The organism is Yoonia sp. R78084 (assembly GCF_044595625.1).
Classification (GTDB): Bacteria; Pseudomonadota; Alphaproteobacteria; order Rhodobacterales; family Rhodobacteraceae; genus Yoonia.
The window spans coordinates 1,726,403-1,739,127 of record NZ_CP138993.1 but is presented as its reverse complement, the minus strand read 5'-3'; the positions used below and the strand labels follow the sequence as shown (position 1 = coordinate 1,739,127).

Genomic DNA, 12,725 nt, shown 5'->3' with positions numbered 1-12,725 from the left:
TGCTTAGGCTTTCGCCTTGCCCTGCGGTGTGAGGGCCGAGATGACGATTGAGGCCAGAATACAAGCGGTGAACAGGTAAAGCCCCCAACCTGTTTCGATCTTGCCGATCCCGACGCCCTTGAACAGCACGATGTAGAGCGCAATCAGGAACACATCTGCCATCGCCAGCTTGCCGATCCATGACAGCACAGGCAACGTCTTGTCTTTCAACAGGTCGAAATGCACCAGCGCGATGCCGATGGTCTTAAGGTAGGGTGCGAACATTGCAAAGGCTGTCACCAGCAGTGCCAACGCAACATCACTTTCCCAAAGCGCCTGCATGCCCGAGATGACACTGATTTCGCTGAGGCCGAAAACGGGCAACAACCCTGCGCGCATCAGTGGCGCAAACCAAGCAATCGGAAAGAGAACAAGAAGGGCAAGGTTCGCGATGCGCAATATGTTCAGCATAATAAATCCTAGATATGACTAGGGGTTAAGTAATGAAGCTCGTGCTTTGAGACAAGTTTATTTGCCAAAAGTCTTGCGATTGTAGCGCGCACCGAGCTGTGTGAGCACCTCATACCCGATGGTATTTGCGGCGCGTGCCAGATCATCCACGGTCTGCTGCGGGCCGATCAGGGTCAGCTTGCTGGGTGTTTCTGGCAGGTCGGTGACGTCGATCGTCAGCAGGTCCATCGACACCCGTCCAACCAGCGGGCAGGCGGTGTCGCCATGATAAAGCGTGGCCTTGTCGGACAGGATTCGTGCGATGCCGTCCGCATAACCACCGGATACGGTCGCAATCCGCGAGGGACGGGCCGCTTGCCATGCATTGGCATAACCGACGACTTCACCCTCGGCCACGTCACGCACTTGCACCACTGGCAAATCCAGTTCGATCACGGGTGTCGCATTCTCGAAAGGTAGGCCGCCGTAAAGACCGATCCCCGGACGCGTCAGGTCAAAGTGATATTCAGGTCCTAGCAGGATACCGCCCGTTGCCGCCAGAGAGCGGGGCGCTGTGATCCCGTCGGTCATCTTCTTGAACTGGTCGAGTTGATAGGGGTTCATCGGATGGTCGGGTTCATCGGCACAAGCCAGATGCGACATGACCAAACGTGGGTCTTGCGACAGGGCCACTTCGGCCACGGCCGCCCATTCCTGCATTTCCATGCCCAACCTGTTCATGCCGGTATCAAGCTGGATGCCGAAAGGGTGGCCGGGCAGGGCTTCGAAATGGAGCGTCAGTTGTTCGACAGAATTCAACATCGGCGTCAGGCCCAGATCGCGGATCAGCGCCGTATCGCCCTTCATGTGACCGGAGAACACACAGATTTCGGGTTTTGGGCCCAGTTCTTCGCGGATCGCCACGGCTTCTTCGGCAACGGCCACAAAAAACTGGCGCACGCCTTCCTTGAACAGCGCCTTCGCGACATTCCCTGACCCAAGTCCATAACCATTGGCTTTGACTACTGCACCGGTTTTGCAATTTGTCATTGCATCCAGTGCGCGCCAATTGGCGACAACGGCGTCAAGGTCAATAATCAGGCGTCCAGTACTCATGGCGACCTTTTGTCAGGGGTGTTCGCGTGGGGCAAGTGTTTTGCGAACGCAGACCTGTTATTCTGGGCAGTCGCCCAACCCGTTCAGTGCATCTACCATTTCCATCGCCCGTTCCAGCGGCATGGCTTGGGTGATCGCAAAGCCGGTTTCAATGGGGGCCTGAACAGCGATGTTCTCAAACGATTGTCCGCAGACTGTGAAGGTGACGGACTGATTGACGTGGGTTCGGGTGAACAGCGCGAAGGCAGCCGTGGCCTCTTCATTCATAGCAATAGCCACTTGCGCGGTCTCGTCGGTTTCTCCCGAAAGTCCTGCACGCACGTCAGGCTGGAACAGCCGCAGATCGCCCAGAAATCCGGTAAAGCGCACCAGATAGTCTTGCGAAGTTTGCGCCGCAGCGGGCGGTGCCAACAGGGCCAATACAAATACAAGCCGTTTGATAATGCGTTCCTTTCTAGAACTGCTGGTCGTCCCCTTGTTGCCAGGGTTTGACCAAATTGCCGAACCGCGTGAACTCTGCGGTAAACGAAAGCTCGACCGTGCCAATCGGGCCGTGCCGTTGTTTGCCCACAATAACCTCGGCTTTGCCATGAAGGCTCGACATTTTTTCCTGCCAGGCTGCGATTGCTTCCATATTGTGGTCTTCAGGTTTCTCACGCTCGACATAGTATTCACCACGGTAAACGAACATAACAACATCCGCATCCTGCTCGATAGAGCCGGATTCGCGCAAGTCCGAAAGCTGTGGGCGCTTATCTTCCCGGCTCTCAACCTGACGTGAAAGCTGGGACAGCGCGATGACAGGAATGTTCAATTCCTTGGCGATGGCTTTGAGGCCCATCGAGATTTCACCGATTTCCTGCACACGGTTGTCGGACGTGCCGCGCACGAGCTGCAAGTAGTCCACGATCAACAGGTCGAGCCCGTGTGTCCGCTTGAGCCGCCGCGCGCGTGCCGCCAGTTGCGAAATCGGGATCGCGGCAGTGTCGTCGATAAACAGCGGGCAGGATTCAAGCTCTTTGGCGGCATCCACGAAGCGACGGAATTCGCCCTCGGTCATGTCACCTTGGCGGATTTTATGGGACGAGATTTCGGAGGCTTCCGCCAGAATGCGCCCTGCAAGCTGCTCTGCACTCATCTCGAGCGAGAAGAACCCGACGACGCCACCGTCGACTGCGCCTTCGGTGCCGTCCTGCAACTGGCCTTTGCGGTAGGCTTTGGCGACATTGTAGGCGATGTTGGTCGCAAGTGAGGTTTTCCCCATCGAAGGGCGACCGGCAAGGATCAGAAGGTCGGATTTATGCAGGCCGCCCAGTTTCTTGTCCATATCCACAAGACCGGTCGAAATCCCCGCAAGCCCGCCATCGCGTTGATAGGCGGTATTGGCGACATTCACAGCCTCGGTGACGGCAGCAAGGAACGACTGAAAGCCCTTCTCCGACACACCCTGTTCGGCCAGCGAATAGAGCGCCTGTTCGGCCTCGACAATCTGTTCGCGGGGTTCGTGATCGACATCGACCTTGGCGGCCTTGTCGGTGATGTCACGACCCAGTTTGATCAATTCGCGCCGCGTGGCCAGATCATAGATCATCTGCGCATAGTCGCGCGCGGCGAAGGCGGAAATCGCAGCCCCTGCAAGGCGGGCAAGATAGGGCGGGCCACCCAGTTCCTTCAGACCTTCGTCGTCTTCCATGAACGCCTTGAGTGTCACGGGGCTCGCCAGCATGTTGCGGCCAATGCGCGTGGCGGCGGTTTCGAAGATGCGCGCATGAACCGGATCGTAGAAATGTTTGGGCCCAATGATCGACGCTACACGGTCAAACACATCGTTGTTGGTCAGAATAGCACCCAGAAGCTGCTGTTCGGCTTCAATGGAGTGCGGCATCAAGTCGGCGTCGGCTTCTTGAACGCCGGAGGCATTAAAAGTTGTTATTTCATTCATTGCTGCTCACCTGTTCCCGTGGGCGTCCTAGCAGTTCAGGCCTGCGCTACGCCAGCCAAATAGCTGTGGATACTCTCGGATAACTTTCCAAGAGCATCACGGATTATGCCGATTCGATCAACATGTAGCGCCAGTGCCATCACCGCCGTCAGGATATGCGCCGATCCCTCTGCATTTTATACACAGCTGTGGAAAAGAAAATTACGCGGGTGTCCAGCCGGCCGGATCTTTCAGATAGGCCTCGACCGCAGTGAGTGTCGCGTCGTCATAGGCGCCGCGCGCTTTGGCCTCGGCCAAGACATCCCACCATGTGCACAGCGAAATCAATTGCACGCCGTGATCGGCCAGTGTTTGTTCCACGCCTTCGAAAATACCGTAGTAGAAGATCACGGCAGTCGCCGAACAGGTCGCACCTGTCTCGCGGATCGCGTCTACGAAAGAGAGTTTCGAGCCGCCATCAGTGGTCAGGTCTTCGACCAGAATGACACGCTGGCCTTCGGTCATTACACCTTCGATCCGCGCGTTGCGCCCGTATCCTTTAGGTTTCTTGCGCACATAGGTCATCGGCAGGGCCAGCCGTTCCGCCACCAGCGCCCCAAAGGGGATACCCGCCGTCTCACCGCCTGCGACGTTGTCAAAGGCCTCGAACCCGGCTTCGCGCATGATCGATACCGCCATGAAATCCATCAGCGTAGACCGGATGCGCGGGAAGGAAATCAGCTTGCGGCAATCCACATATGTCGGGGCCTTTTTGCCCGAGGCATGGGTAAAAGGTTCGGACGCGTTGAAGTCAATCGCACCGATTTCAAGCAACATACCGGCGGTGAGGCGGGCGATCTCTTCTTTGGCGGGAAAAGAGGTGGGGATCATCGGGTGGCCTTTCTATTCTTCGACACGCCAGTGCAGGTCAAATCCGGGGTCAAAGACGGTGACAGGCCCGTCCTCGGTGTCGATATGGGCGGGATAGCTGACAGGATCGCCCTTGGTCAGGGTGATCGTGTCTTCGTTCGGTGTCAGTCCATAAAAGCGCGGGCCGTTGAGTGAAGCAAAGTCTTCCAGCTTGTTGATCTTACCGGCTGCATCAAAGACTTCGGCCAGACAGGACATGGTGTTTGGCGCGGTAAAGATACCCGCACAGCCGCAAGACTGCAGTTTCAGCGCATCGGTATGGGGCGCGCTGTCAGTACCAAGGAAGAACCGTTTGTCGCCCGAAACGGCGGCCTGCACCAAGGCGATGCGGTGCGCTTCGCGTTTCGCGACCGGCAGGCAATAGAAATGCGGTTTGATCCCGCCCGCCAGAATATGGTTGCGGTTGATAATCAGGTGGTGGGTCGTGATTGTTGCAGCAAGGTTCTTGCTGCTGTCGCGCACGTAATCCACTGCGTCTTGGGTGGTGACATGCTCCATCACGACCTTCAGGTCGGGCACTTTCTTGCGCAGCGGTTTCAGGATTCTGTCGATAAATGTCGCTTCGCGGTCGAAGATATCAATCTCGTGATCTGTCACCTCGCCATGCACACAAAGCGGCATGCCGATCTCGGCCATGACCTCAAGCACAGGGCGTACTTTTTCAAAGTCGCGCACGCCGGATGCAGAGTTTGTCGTCGCCCCTGCGGGATAGAGTTTCACCGCAGTCGCAATCCCTGCGGCGTGGGCTGCGCGCACATCTTTGGGGTCGGTCGCTTCTGTCAGATACAGCGTCATCAGCGGGGTGAACGTGTCGCCCTCGGGGATGGCCGCAAGGATACGGTCGCGATAGGCGGCAGCATGTGCCGCGGTCACAACAGGGGGCACCAGATTTGGCATAATGATCGCGCGTGCGAAATGCCGTGTGGTTTCTGGCAAAACCGCCCGCAGCATGGCACCGTCACGCAGGTGCAAATGCCAATCATCAGGGCGGCGGATGGTGAGGCGGGTCAGGTTTCTATCTGGCATGTTTTCCGATTACACCGTTGCGCCGCAGGACGCCATAGCCCTTTCGCGCGCAAACCGCTTTCCTGAATGCCCTTGCACAGCCTGCGGCAATTCATGATATTTCCGGCCAAGACACTGGTTCAAGGGAGAGACAGGATGCTTGGATTTCTGATTGCGGCCGCCGCCGGGTTTCTGACACCACAGATCGAGGGCCCCGTTGCAGCGCCGATCGTCAAAACGCTTGAGGGCTATTTTGAAGTCACACCGGCAGAAAAGCGTCTTGTGGCCTTCATGGTGGCGCTGCTTGGCGCGGCAATCATCGCCGCTGCTTTTGATAGCGGATCGGTCTTCGGGATCATTATCGGCGCGATCCTGGGTTATTTCGGCACGCGGATCTTCAATGTGCTGAAAAAGGTGATCGAAGGCCGCCAAGACGCGGGCTAAACACGCTGGCATGCGTTTGCTGCAATGCAGCAATGCAGGTTTGGCTGTTTTCATGGCGGTTAGGGCGTCTATCTAACGGGGGAAACAAATGATCCCGATAGGACAGCCATTATGGCCAGACATACTTCTTCCCACACGGCGCCGTTGCCGTTCCTTGCTTTCTTCGGCGCCATCGCAAGCGCTGTTTCTCGGCTTTTGGCCGCGCAAAACCGGTCCGCACAGGTGCTTCGTTTGCAAAAGCTCAGTGATGACGAATTGGCCGATATCGGTCTGAGCCGTGACACAATCCTGCGACACGTCTATCGCGATACCTACTACGTGTGAATGTCTTCGTTCGGCGTGAGTTCTTCACGCTTGTCGATGAAGAACGCTTTGTGGCCACGCCGGATCATGTATTCACAAACGATCAGGCCCAAACGGGGATGGCCCGTCACCACCAAACGGCGCACGAGCGCACGGACATAGGTAGGGTCATAACGCCGAGCGCGTAACAGCCGCGTGAAACGGCGACGATCCAGCATATCATCCATGGCCAGTTTGATGATCACGTCATGGATGCCCATGCGGTCAAACGCCTGATCCAGATCATCACCCAGCAGCGGGCAGGGCAGGGCGATCACTTGAGGCCGCCGGAAGAGTGCCGCGTGGCAGGCATCAAGCCGCTGGATCGGGTCATAGGCAATAAAAACCTTGTCCGCTGCATCAATCATCTCGGGTGCATAGCCGTAGCGGTCGTTAAAGTTCTTCCGGCGCACGTGTTTGTAACGCGGGTCCCAGCCGGCCAGTTCCGCATCAAGCGTCGCCTGGGGGCGCAGCGCGATGACCGTCGCACCCGGTGCAGTCACCGAATAAGCTGCGGCAGCGTATGACGCACCGCCGCCGCCACCATGAAAGATGATCTTTTCGAACTGGTCGAAAAATCCTTCATCGACCAGCCGGTCAAAGAATTCATAAACATGGTGATCGCGAAACCAGCTCTCCTTGAACGAAAACAGTGACAGCAGCGACCAGCCTTCGTGGCGGGTATAGGCAAAGCCGCGCGGTTCCGCATCGAGGTTATTCTCGCGGACCAGTTGCGCGTTCTCAAAGGTGACCAAAAGCTTGTTTCCGGCCTCGAGAAAGCCCGCGCAATGCTCGCGTCCAAGCTGCTCGAAGAAGCCGTGATCTTCGCAAAAATCGTCTATCCGACCCAACCAATCGTTGGCGCTCAGGTCCGTCAGACTGATATCGATGGCTAACTGCCCGTCATTCATACTCATTACCCCGGGGGCGGAACAACACCCGCCCCTGTCACCTGAGTATATACAAATCGGGCAGTAAAATAAGCAACAAAGACAGGTTTAATGTTGCGCTGCTGGCCTAAAAGAAGGCCTGCAGCCCCGTTTGTGCACGGCCAAGGATCAATGCGTGCACGTCATGCGTGCCCTCGTAGGTATTTACCGTTTCGAGGTTCACCATATGACGCATGATTTGGAAATCTTCGCTGATTCCATTCCCGCCATGCATGTCCCGCGAGGCCCGCGCGACATCCAGTGCCTTGCCACAGTTGTTCCGCTTCATCATGCTGATCATTTCTGGAGCGGCTTTGCCTGCTTCCATCAGGCGGCCCAGTTGCAGCGCGGATTGCAGCCCAAGTGTGATCTCGGTTTGCATATCCGCCAGCTTCTTTTGGAAAAGCTGGGTCTGTGCCAACGGCTTGCCGAATTGCTTGCGGTCGAGCCCGTATTGGCGCGCAGCATGCCAGCACGCTTCGGCCGCGCCCATCACACCCCAAGCAATGCCGTAGCGCGCGCGGTTCAGACAGCCGAACGGCCCTTTCAGACCTTGGACGCCCGGCAGCAGGGCATCTTCACCCACGGCGACGTTATCCATCACGATTTCACCGGTCACAGAGGCACGCAGGCTGAGCTTGCCGCCGATTTTCGGGGCCGACAGGCCTTTCATGCCTTTTTCCAGCACAAAACCACGGATCTTGCCGCCATGTGCCTCGGATTTGGCCCAGACGACAAAGACATCGGCGATCGGCGCGTTGCTGATCCACATCTTTGATCCGCTGATCACATAGCCATCATCAGTCTTTTTCGCTGTGGTCTTCATACCGGCAGGATCGCTACCTGCATCTGGTTCGGTCAGGCCGAAACAGCCGATCAGCGTGCCCGCCGCAAGCCCGGGCAGGTATTTCTGGCGCTGTTCCTCGCTTCCGTATGCGTGGATCGGATACATCACCAGCGAGGATTGCACCGACATCATGGACCGATAACCGCTGTCCACCCGCTCGACCTCGCGCGCGACAAGGCCGTAGGTGACATAGCCCGCGCCCAGACCGCCATATTCTTCAGGGATCGTCAGGCCGAGCAAGCCTGCGGCGCCCATTTCTGCAAAGATATCAGGATCAACGGTCGCATCGCGATAGGCGGCTGTCACGCGCGGTTGCAGCGTATTTTGCGCAAACTCATTGGCCGCATCGCGCAACATGCGCTCGTCCTCGGTCAGCTGGTCTTCAAGGCGCAGCGGATCGGACCAGTCGAATGGTCCAAGGTCAGGACCGAAACCTGTGGCTTTGATTGGCGTGGAATTGTTCATTGTCTTTGCTCCCAACTTGTCGCGCGCAGGGTAGGACGTCTGCGGGTCAGGGGCAATGGACGGCTTGACGCGGCGGTGCGGGGATGCAGTTCTAAGGCATGGGAGGATCACAGAATGGCATTTGCAGACATTGATGAGGTGCAGGCCGCACTGGCGGCAGAAAATTACGTCTGCGGGAGGGCATTGGCGACGGTGGTGTTTCTGAGCCTCAAACTGGGCCGTCCGCTGTTTCTGGAAGGCGAGGCAGGGACCGGCAAGACCGAGATTGCCAAGGTGATCGCGCAGGCTTTGGGCCGCCGTTTGATCCGGTTGCAATGCTATGAGGGGTTGGATGCGTCTTCGGCGGTTTACGAGTGGAACTTTGCCGAACAGATGATCGCGATCCGCACTGCCGAGGCCGCAGGCGGCACTGACCGGGATATGCTGAAGTCCGAGCTTTTCACCGAAGATTACCTGATTGAAAGACCGCTCTTACAGGCCATGCGCCCGCAACCGGGTGGCGCGCCGGTGCTCTTGATTGACGAAATCGACCGGACCGACGCCCCGTTTGAAGCGTTCCTGCTTGAGGCGTTGAGTGATTTTCAGGTGACGATCCCCGAACTTGGCACGGTCACTGCACCGGAACCGCCCATTGTGATCCTGACCTCGAACCGGACCCGCGAAGTCCATGATGCGCTCAAGCGACGGTGTCTCTATCATTGGGTCGATTACCCCGATTTTGACCGTGAAATCGAAATTCTCCATGCCCGCGCACCCGAGGCCTCTGAGTCCTTGTCGCGCGAAATTGTGGCCTTCGTCCAGCGGTTACGCGAAGAGGATCTGTTCAAAAAGCCCGGCGTTGCGGAAACAATCGACTGGGCCAAATGTTTGCTGGCTCTGGATGTGATTGACCTGTCACCGGCCACCATTGCCGATACATTGGGGGCGATCCTCAAGTATCAGGACGATATCCAGAGGCTACAGGGGTCCGAGGCCAAACGTATCCTTGATGCCGCCAAGGCCGATCTGGAAAAGGCGTGATGGTCCAATACCCCGCACTGACCCTGCCGGATGAGCCCAAACTGGCGCAGAACATCACGCATTTCGCGCGTGCCCTGCGCCGTGCGGGGCTTTCGATTGGTACGGGGCGGGTGATTGATGCGATCCATGCAGTCAGTGCAGTGGGGTTCTCGCAAAGGCAGGATTTCTTTTGGACGTTGCATGCCTGTTTTGTCAGCAAACCCGAGGAACATCTGATCTTTGCCCAGCTATTCCGGCTTTATTGGCGTGATCCGGAGTACCTTGAACATATGATGTCATTCCTGCGCCCGATGGTGCGCGGCACACAGGAGGAACGCGCAGCAGCTCCGGCTGAAAAACGCGCGGCCGAGGCGCTGCTTGACGGGGAAGAACGCCCGCTACCGCCGCAACCCGACACCGCTGATGAGATCGAAATTGACATTGATGCGACGCAAACCGCATCGGCAGAAGAACGGTTGCGGACACTGGACTTCGAGTTGATGAGCAACGCGGAAATGAACGCGGCAAAGGCGGTTCTGGCAAAGCTCTCCTTGCCTGTGCCGCCGGTCCTCAGCCGCAGGACTGCGCGGCTGGCGGGGACGTTACCCGACTGGCAGGGAACGATGCGACAGGCCATGCGCAAAGGTGGCGAAGTCACTGATTTTGCAACGAAACGGCGCAAGCTGCGGTATCCGAACCTTGTTGTGCTTTGCGATATATCCGGCTCGATGTCGCAATATTCGCGCGCAGTTTTGCAGTTCGTCCATGCCGTGTCGAACCGGCAGGGGCAGGGTTGGGCGCAGGTCCATGCATTTACCTTTGGCACACGGCTGACAAACATCACCCGCCACTTGCGCAGGCGCGATGTGGATGCGGCTCTTGCAGCGGCTGGGGCCGAGGCGCAGGATTGGCAAGGCGGTACACGGATCGGGGCCTGTTTGCATGACTTCAACCGCGACTGGTCGCGCCGCGTCGTGGGGCAGGGCGCGGTTGTACTGTTGATCACCGACGGGCTTGACCGTGACGCAGGCCACGATCTGGGCCGCGAAATGGAGCGCCTGCGGCTGTCCTCGCGCCAGTTGATCTGGTTGAACCCATTGCTGCGCTGGGACGGGTTTGCGCCCAAGGCCAAAGGGATCATGCAGATGCTGCCGCATTGTTCGAGTTTTCGCGCAGGCCACAATATCGCGTCGCTGGCAGGCTTGGCAGAGGCGCTGTCACGTCCTGACGATACTGGCGAAAAAGCGCGCCTGCTGGCGCGATTGTGATGCGGCCAGTGTTGAGCTGTGATAAAGCAGGCAGCATGCGAACGAGGGTATGGCTACCATGACAGATGACATCAATGACCTGCCGAAACTGGCGCTTGAATGGTACCGCGCAGGCCGTGGTGTTGCGATCGCGACAGTCGTGCAGACCTGGGGCTCTGCTCCGCGTCCTGTGGGCAGCCAACTGGTGATTGATGCCGATGGCGCAATGGAGGGGTCCGTGTCGGGGGGCTGTGTCGAAGGGGCCGTAATCACCGAGGCGATTGACGCCATTGCCGACGGCGAACAGCGCTTGCTGAGCTTTGGCGTGAGCGATGATGAGGCTTTTGCCGTCGGTTTGGCCTGTGGCGGTGAAATCAAGGTGCTGATCGAGCCTGTGGGCCCTGTGATGCCGGTTGATATTCTTGAACGGCTGGCCGATGCGCGCGCTGAGGCCACTCCTGTCGTCTACGTCACCGATATTATCGCAAGCCGCCCGCGGTTGCAGGCGGCGTGGACTTATCCTGACCGGCAGCGCACCGATACGTCAGGGATTGAAGAGGACGGGCGCACCTTTGTGGCCGTGCATAACCCGCCTTTGCGTATGGTCATTGTCGGGGCTGTGCATATTGCCCAGCATCTGGTGCCTATGGCGCGGGCCTGCGGGTACCGGCCGATCCTGATTGATCCGCGTCCGGCCTTTGGATCGCAGGCACGGTTTCCGGACGAAACCATCCTTGATGACTGGCCGGATGAGGCCCTGCGCGCGCTCAGGATTGATGCCCGCACGGCGGTGATCACGCTCACCCATGATCCAAAGCTGGACGATCCCGCGATTGTGACGGTGCTGGAATCCGAGGCTTTCTATCTGGGTTGCCTTGGATCGACGCGCACCCATGCCAAAAGGGTCGCGCGCCTCAAAGAGGTGGGTTTCACCGATGAAGAGATCGGCCGCATCCATGCGCCGATCGGGCTTGATCTTGGGGGGCGCCAGCCTGCTGAAATTGCGGTGAGCATCATGGCAGAGGTGACGCAGGCCTTGCGGAAAAAACCGTGAAATTCGGACCTGTCCCGACACAAGAGGCGGCGGGCGCCGTCTTGGCGCATTCCGTGCCGGTGAAGGCGGGGGCGCTGCGCAAAGGGCAGATCCTCTCTGATGCGGATATCGCAGCCTTGCTGGCGGCGGGACACGCGCAGGTGATCGTCGCGCGCTATGATCCCGGTGATCTGAACGAGAACACCGCAGCAGCACAGTTTGCTGCAGCGATTGCAGGCGCTGGGCTGCACATCAGCAAAGCCGCGACAGGGCGCGTGAACCTCTTTGCCAAAGGCCCCGGTATTGTGCAGATCGACGCCGCGCGGATTGACGCCGCAAATGCCGTCAATCCGATGATCACGGTTGCCACAGTCCTACCACTGCAACGGGTAGAGGAAGGGGCGATGGTCGCGACAATCAAGATTATTTCCTATGCCGTTCCTGCCGATGATGTGACGGCTGCCTGTGCGGCTGGCAATCGGGCATTGGCGCTGTTGTCGCCCCGCGTGACGACGGCGAGCCTGATTGAAACCGATATTGGCAAACCACCCGCAACCAAAGGCAGGCGCGCACTGGCGTCACGGTTGTCACGATTGGGCGTCACGCTGACCCCCCGCGTGATTGTGCCGCATGCGCAAACGCCCTTGGCGGAAGCCATCAAGGGGGCGGAAGGCGAGGTGATCTTTATCCTCACCGCCTCAGCCACGTCGGACGTCGAAGATGTGGGGCCTTCGGCGTTGCGGCAGGCGGGTGGCAAGGTCACGCAATTCGGGATGCCTGTTGATCCGGGGAACCTGTTATTCCTAGGAAACCATGGGGAAAAACCCGTTGTCGGCTTGCCTGGATGCGCGCGTTCGCCGGCCTTGAACGGGGCTGATTGGGTGCTGGAGCGGGTGATCTGCGGCCTCAGCCCGACACCTGCCGATTTTACCAAGATGGGCGTCGGGGGACTGCTCAAAGAAATCCCGTCCCGCCCCAAACCACGCGCCAATCTCTAGGTACAAATCCCCGTTACTTT

Annotated in this window: 14 protein-coding genes; 6 read left to right on the top strand and 8 right to left on the bottom strand. The window is 58.3% G+C overall.

Translation table 11 applies throughout. The features are described 5' to 3' along the window. Positions 1 to 3: 3 nt before the first annotated feature. From SJY29_RS08895 to pyrC, 6 genes are all read right to left on the bottom strand, one after another. Positions 4 to 450 (bottom strand): paraquat-inducible protein A, encoded by a 447-nt coding sequence (locus SJY29_RS08895; RefSeq protein WP_110279130.1) that lies wholly within the window; start codon positions 448 to 450, stop codon positions 4 to 6. Between the two features lie 57 nt (positions 451 to 507). After that, complete coding sequence (gene alr, locus SJY29_RS08890; protein WP_400081968.1) at positions 508 to 1,545, bottom strand: alanine racemase; 1,038 nt, start codon at positions 1,543 to 1,545, stop codon at positions 508 to 510. A gap of 57 nt (positions 1,546 to 1,602) precedes the next feature. Continuing rightward, on the bottom strand, positions 1,603 to 1,965 hold the full coding sequence (locus SJY29_RS08885; protein WP_400081965.1) for a hypothetical protein: 363 nt from the start codon (positions 1,963 to 1,965) through the stop codon (positions 1,603 to 1,605). A 34-nt stretch (positions 1,966 to 1,999) separates the two neighbouring features. After that, entirely contained in the window at positions 2,000 to 3,487 is a 1,488-nt protein-coding gene (locus tag SJY29_RS08880; protein ID WP_110279127.1) for a replicative DNA helicase, read from the bottom strand. Between the two features lie 201 nt (positions 3,488 to 3,688). Then, positions 3,689 to 4,357, bottom strand: coding sequence for an orotate phosphoribosyltransferase (locus SJY29_RS08875; RefSeq protein ID WP_076658137.1), 669 nt, complete (start codon positions 4,355 to 4,357; stop codon positions 3,689 to 3,691). Between the two features lie 12 nt (positions 4,358 to 4,369). Further along, positions 4,370 to 5,422, bottom strand: a complete 1,053-nt coding sequence (gene pyrC / locus SJY29_RS08870; RefSeq protein WP_400081962.1) for a dihydroorotase — start codon at positions 5,420 to 5,422, stop codon at positions 4,370 to 4,372. Between the two features lie 135 nt (positions 5,423 to 5,557). Between pyrC and SJY29_RS08865 the strand changes: the two genes are divergently transcribed. Both SJY29_RS08865 and SJY29_RS08860 read left to right on the top strand, forming a co-directional pair. Further along, the gene (locus SJY29_RS08865) at positions 5,558 to 5,845 is read left to right on the top strand and encodes a hypothetical protein (RefSeq protein WP_110279124.1); all 288 of its coding nucleotides are present in this window, start codon (positions 5,558 to 5,560) and stop codon (positions 5,843 to 5,845) included. Positions 5,846 to 5,956: 111 nt separating this feature from the next. Continuing rightward, positions 5,957 to 6,169, top strand: coding sequence for a DUF1127 domain-containing protein (locus tag SJY29_RS08860; protein ID WP_400081958.1), 213 nt, complete (start codon positions 5,957 to 5,959; stop codon positions 6,167 to 6,169). Here the strand turns inward: SJY29_RS08860 and SJY29_RS08855 are convergent. Together SJY29_RS08855 and SJY29_RS08850 are read right to left on the bottom strand one after the other, a co-directional pair. Then, positions 6,160 to 7,104, bottom strand: a complete 945-nt coding sequence (locus tag SJY29_RS08855; RefSeq protein WP_400081955.1) for a phosphoadenosine phosphosulfate reductase — start codon at positions 7,102 to 7,104, stop codon at positions 6,160 to 6,162. The genes SJY29_RS08860 and SJY29_RS08855 overlap by 10 nt on opposite strands. Positions 7,105 to 7,204: 100 nt before the next feature. After that, entirely contained in the window at positions 7,205 to 8,428 is a 1,224-nt protein-coding gene (locus SJY29_RS08850) for an acyl-CoA dehydrogenase (protein WP_400081953.1), read from the bottom strand. A gap of 114 nt (positions 8,429 to 8,542) precedes the next feature. On the opposite strand from SJY29_RS08850, the gene SJY29_RS08845 reads away from it, so the two are divergent. Genes SJY29_RS08845 through SJY29_RS08830 form a run of 4 tightly spaced genes read left to right on the top strand, consistent with a single transcriptional unit; the run spans position 8,543 to position 12,705 of the window. Beyond that, positions 8,543 to 9,448 (top strand): MoxR family ATPase, encoded by a 906-nt coding sequence (locus SJY29_RS08845; protein ID WP_110279120.1) that lies wholly within the window; start codon positions 8,543 to 8,545, stop codon positions 9,446 to 9,448. Next, entirely contained in the window at positions 9,448 to 10,695 is a 1,248-nt protein-coding gene (locus SJY29_RS08840) for a VWA domain-containing protein (protein WP_400081950.1), read from the top strand. The genes SJY29_RS08845 and SJY29_RS08840 overlap by 1 nt, the downstream gene beginning before the upstream one ends. A gap of 58 nt (positions 10,696 to 10,753) precedes the next feature. After that, positions 10,754 to 11,728 carry an XdhC family protein gene (locus tag SJY29_RS08835; RefSeq protein ID WP_400088875.1) on the top strand — a complete coding sequence of 325 codons (975 nt, stop codon included), beginning with the start codon at positions 10,754 to 10,756 and terminating at the stop codon, positions 11,726 to 11,728. Then, positions 11,725 to 12,705: a molybdopterin-binding protein gene (locus SJY29_RS08830; RefSeq protein WP_400081947.1), complete on the top strand. Its 981-nt coding sequence runs from the start codon at positions 11,725 to 11,727 to the stop codon at positions 12,703 to 12,705. The genes SJY29_RS08835 and SJY29_RS08830 overlap by 4 nt, the downstream gene beginning before the upstream one ends. The last annotated feature ends 20 nt before the right edge of the window (positions 12,706 to 12,725 follow it).

Coding starts and splice junctions, on each gene's coding strand:
- SJY29_RS08895 (WP_110279130.1), bottom strand. CDS start 450: ATGCTGAACATATTGCGCATCGCGAACCTTGCCCTTCTTGTTCTCTTT.
- alr (WP_400081968.1), bottom strand. CDS start 1,545: ATGAGTACTGGACGCCTGATTATTGACCTTGACGCCGTTGTCGCCAAT.
- SJY29_RS08880 (WP_110279127.1), bottom strand. CDS start 3,487: ATGAATGAAATAACAACTTTTAATGCCTCCGGCGTTCAAGAAGCCGAC.
- SJY29_RS08875 (WP_076658137.1), bottom strand. CDS start 4,357: ATGATCCCCACCTCTTTTCCCGCCAAAGAAGAGATCGCCCGCCTCACC.
- pyrC (WP_400081962.1), bottom strand. CDS start 5,422: ATGCCAGATAGAAACCTGACCCGCCTCACCATCCGCCGCCCTGATGAT.
- SJY29_RS08865 (WP_110279124.1), top strand. CDS start 5,558: ATGCTTGGATTTCTGATTGCGGCCGCCGCCGGGTTTCTGACACCACAG.
- SJY29_RS08860 (WP_400081958.1), top strand. CDS start 5,957: ATGGCCAGACATACTTCTTCCCACACGGCGCCGTTGCCGTTCCTTGCT.
- SJY29_RS08855 (WP_400081955.1), bottom strand. CDS start 7,104: ATGAGTATGAATGACGGGCAGTTAGCCATCGATATCAGTCTGACGGAC.
- SJY29_RS08850 (WP_400081953.1), bottom strand. CDS start 8,428: ATGAACAATTCCACGCCAATCAAAGCCACAGGTTTCGGTCCTGACCTT.
- SJY29_RS08845 (WP_110279120.1), top strand. CDS start 8,543: ATGGCATTTGCAGACATTGATGAGGTGCAGGCCGCACTGGCGGCAGAA.
- SJY29_RS08840 (WP_400081950.1), top strand. CDS start 9,448: ATGGTCCAATACCCCGCACTGACCCTGCCGGATGAGCCCAAACTGGCG.
- SJY29_RS08835 (WP_400088875.1), top strand. CDS start 10,754: ATGACAGATGACATCAATGACCTGCCGAAACTGGCGCTTGAATGGTAC.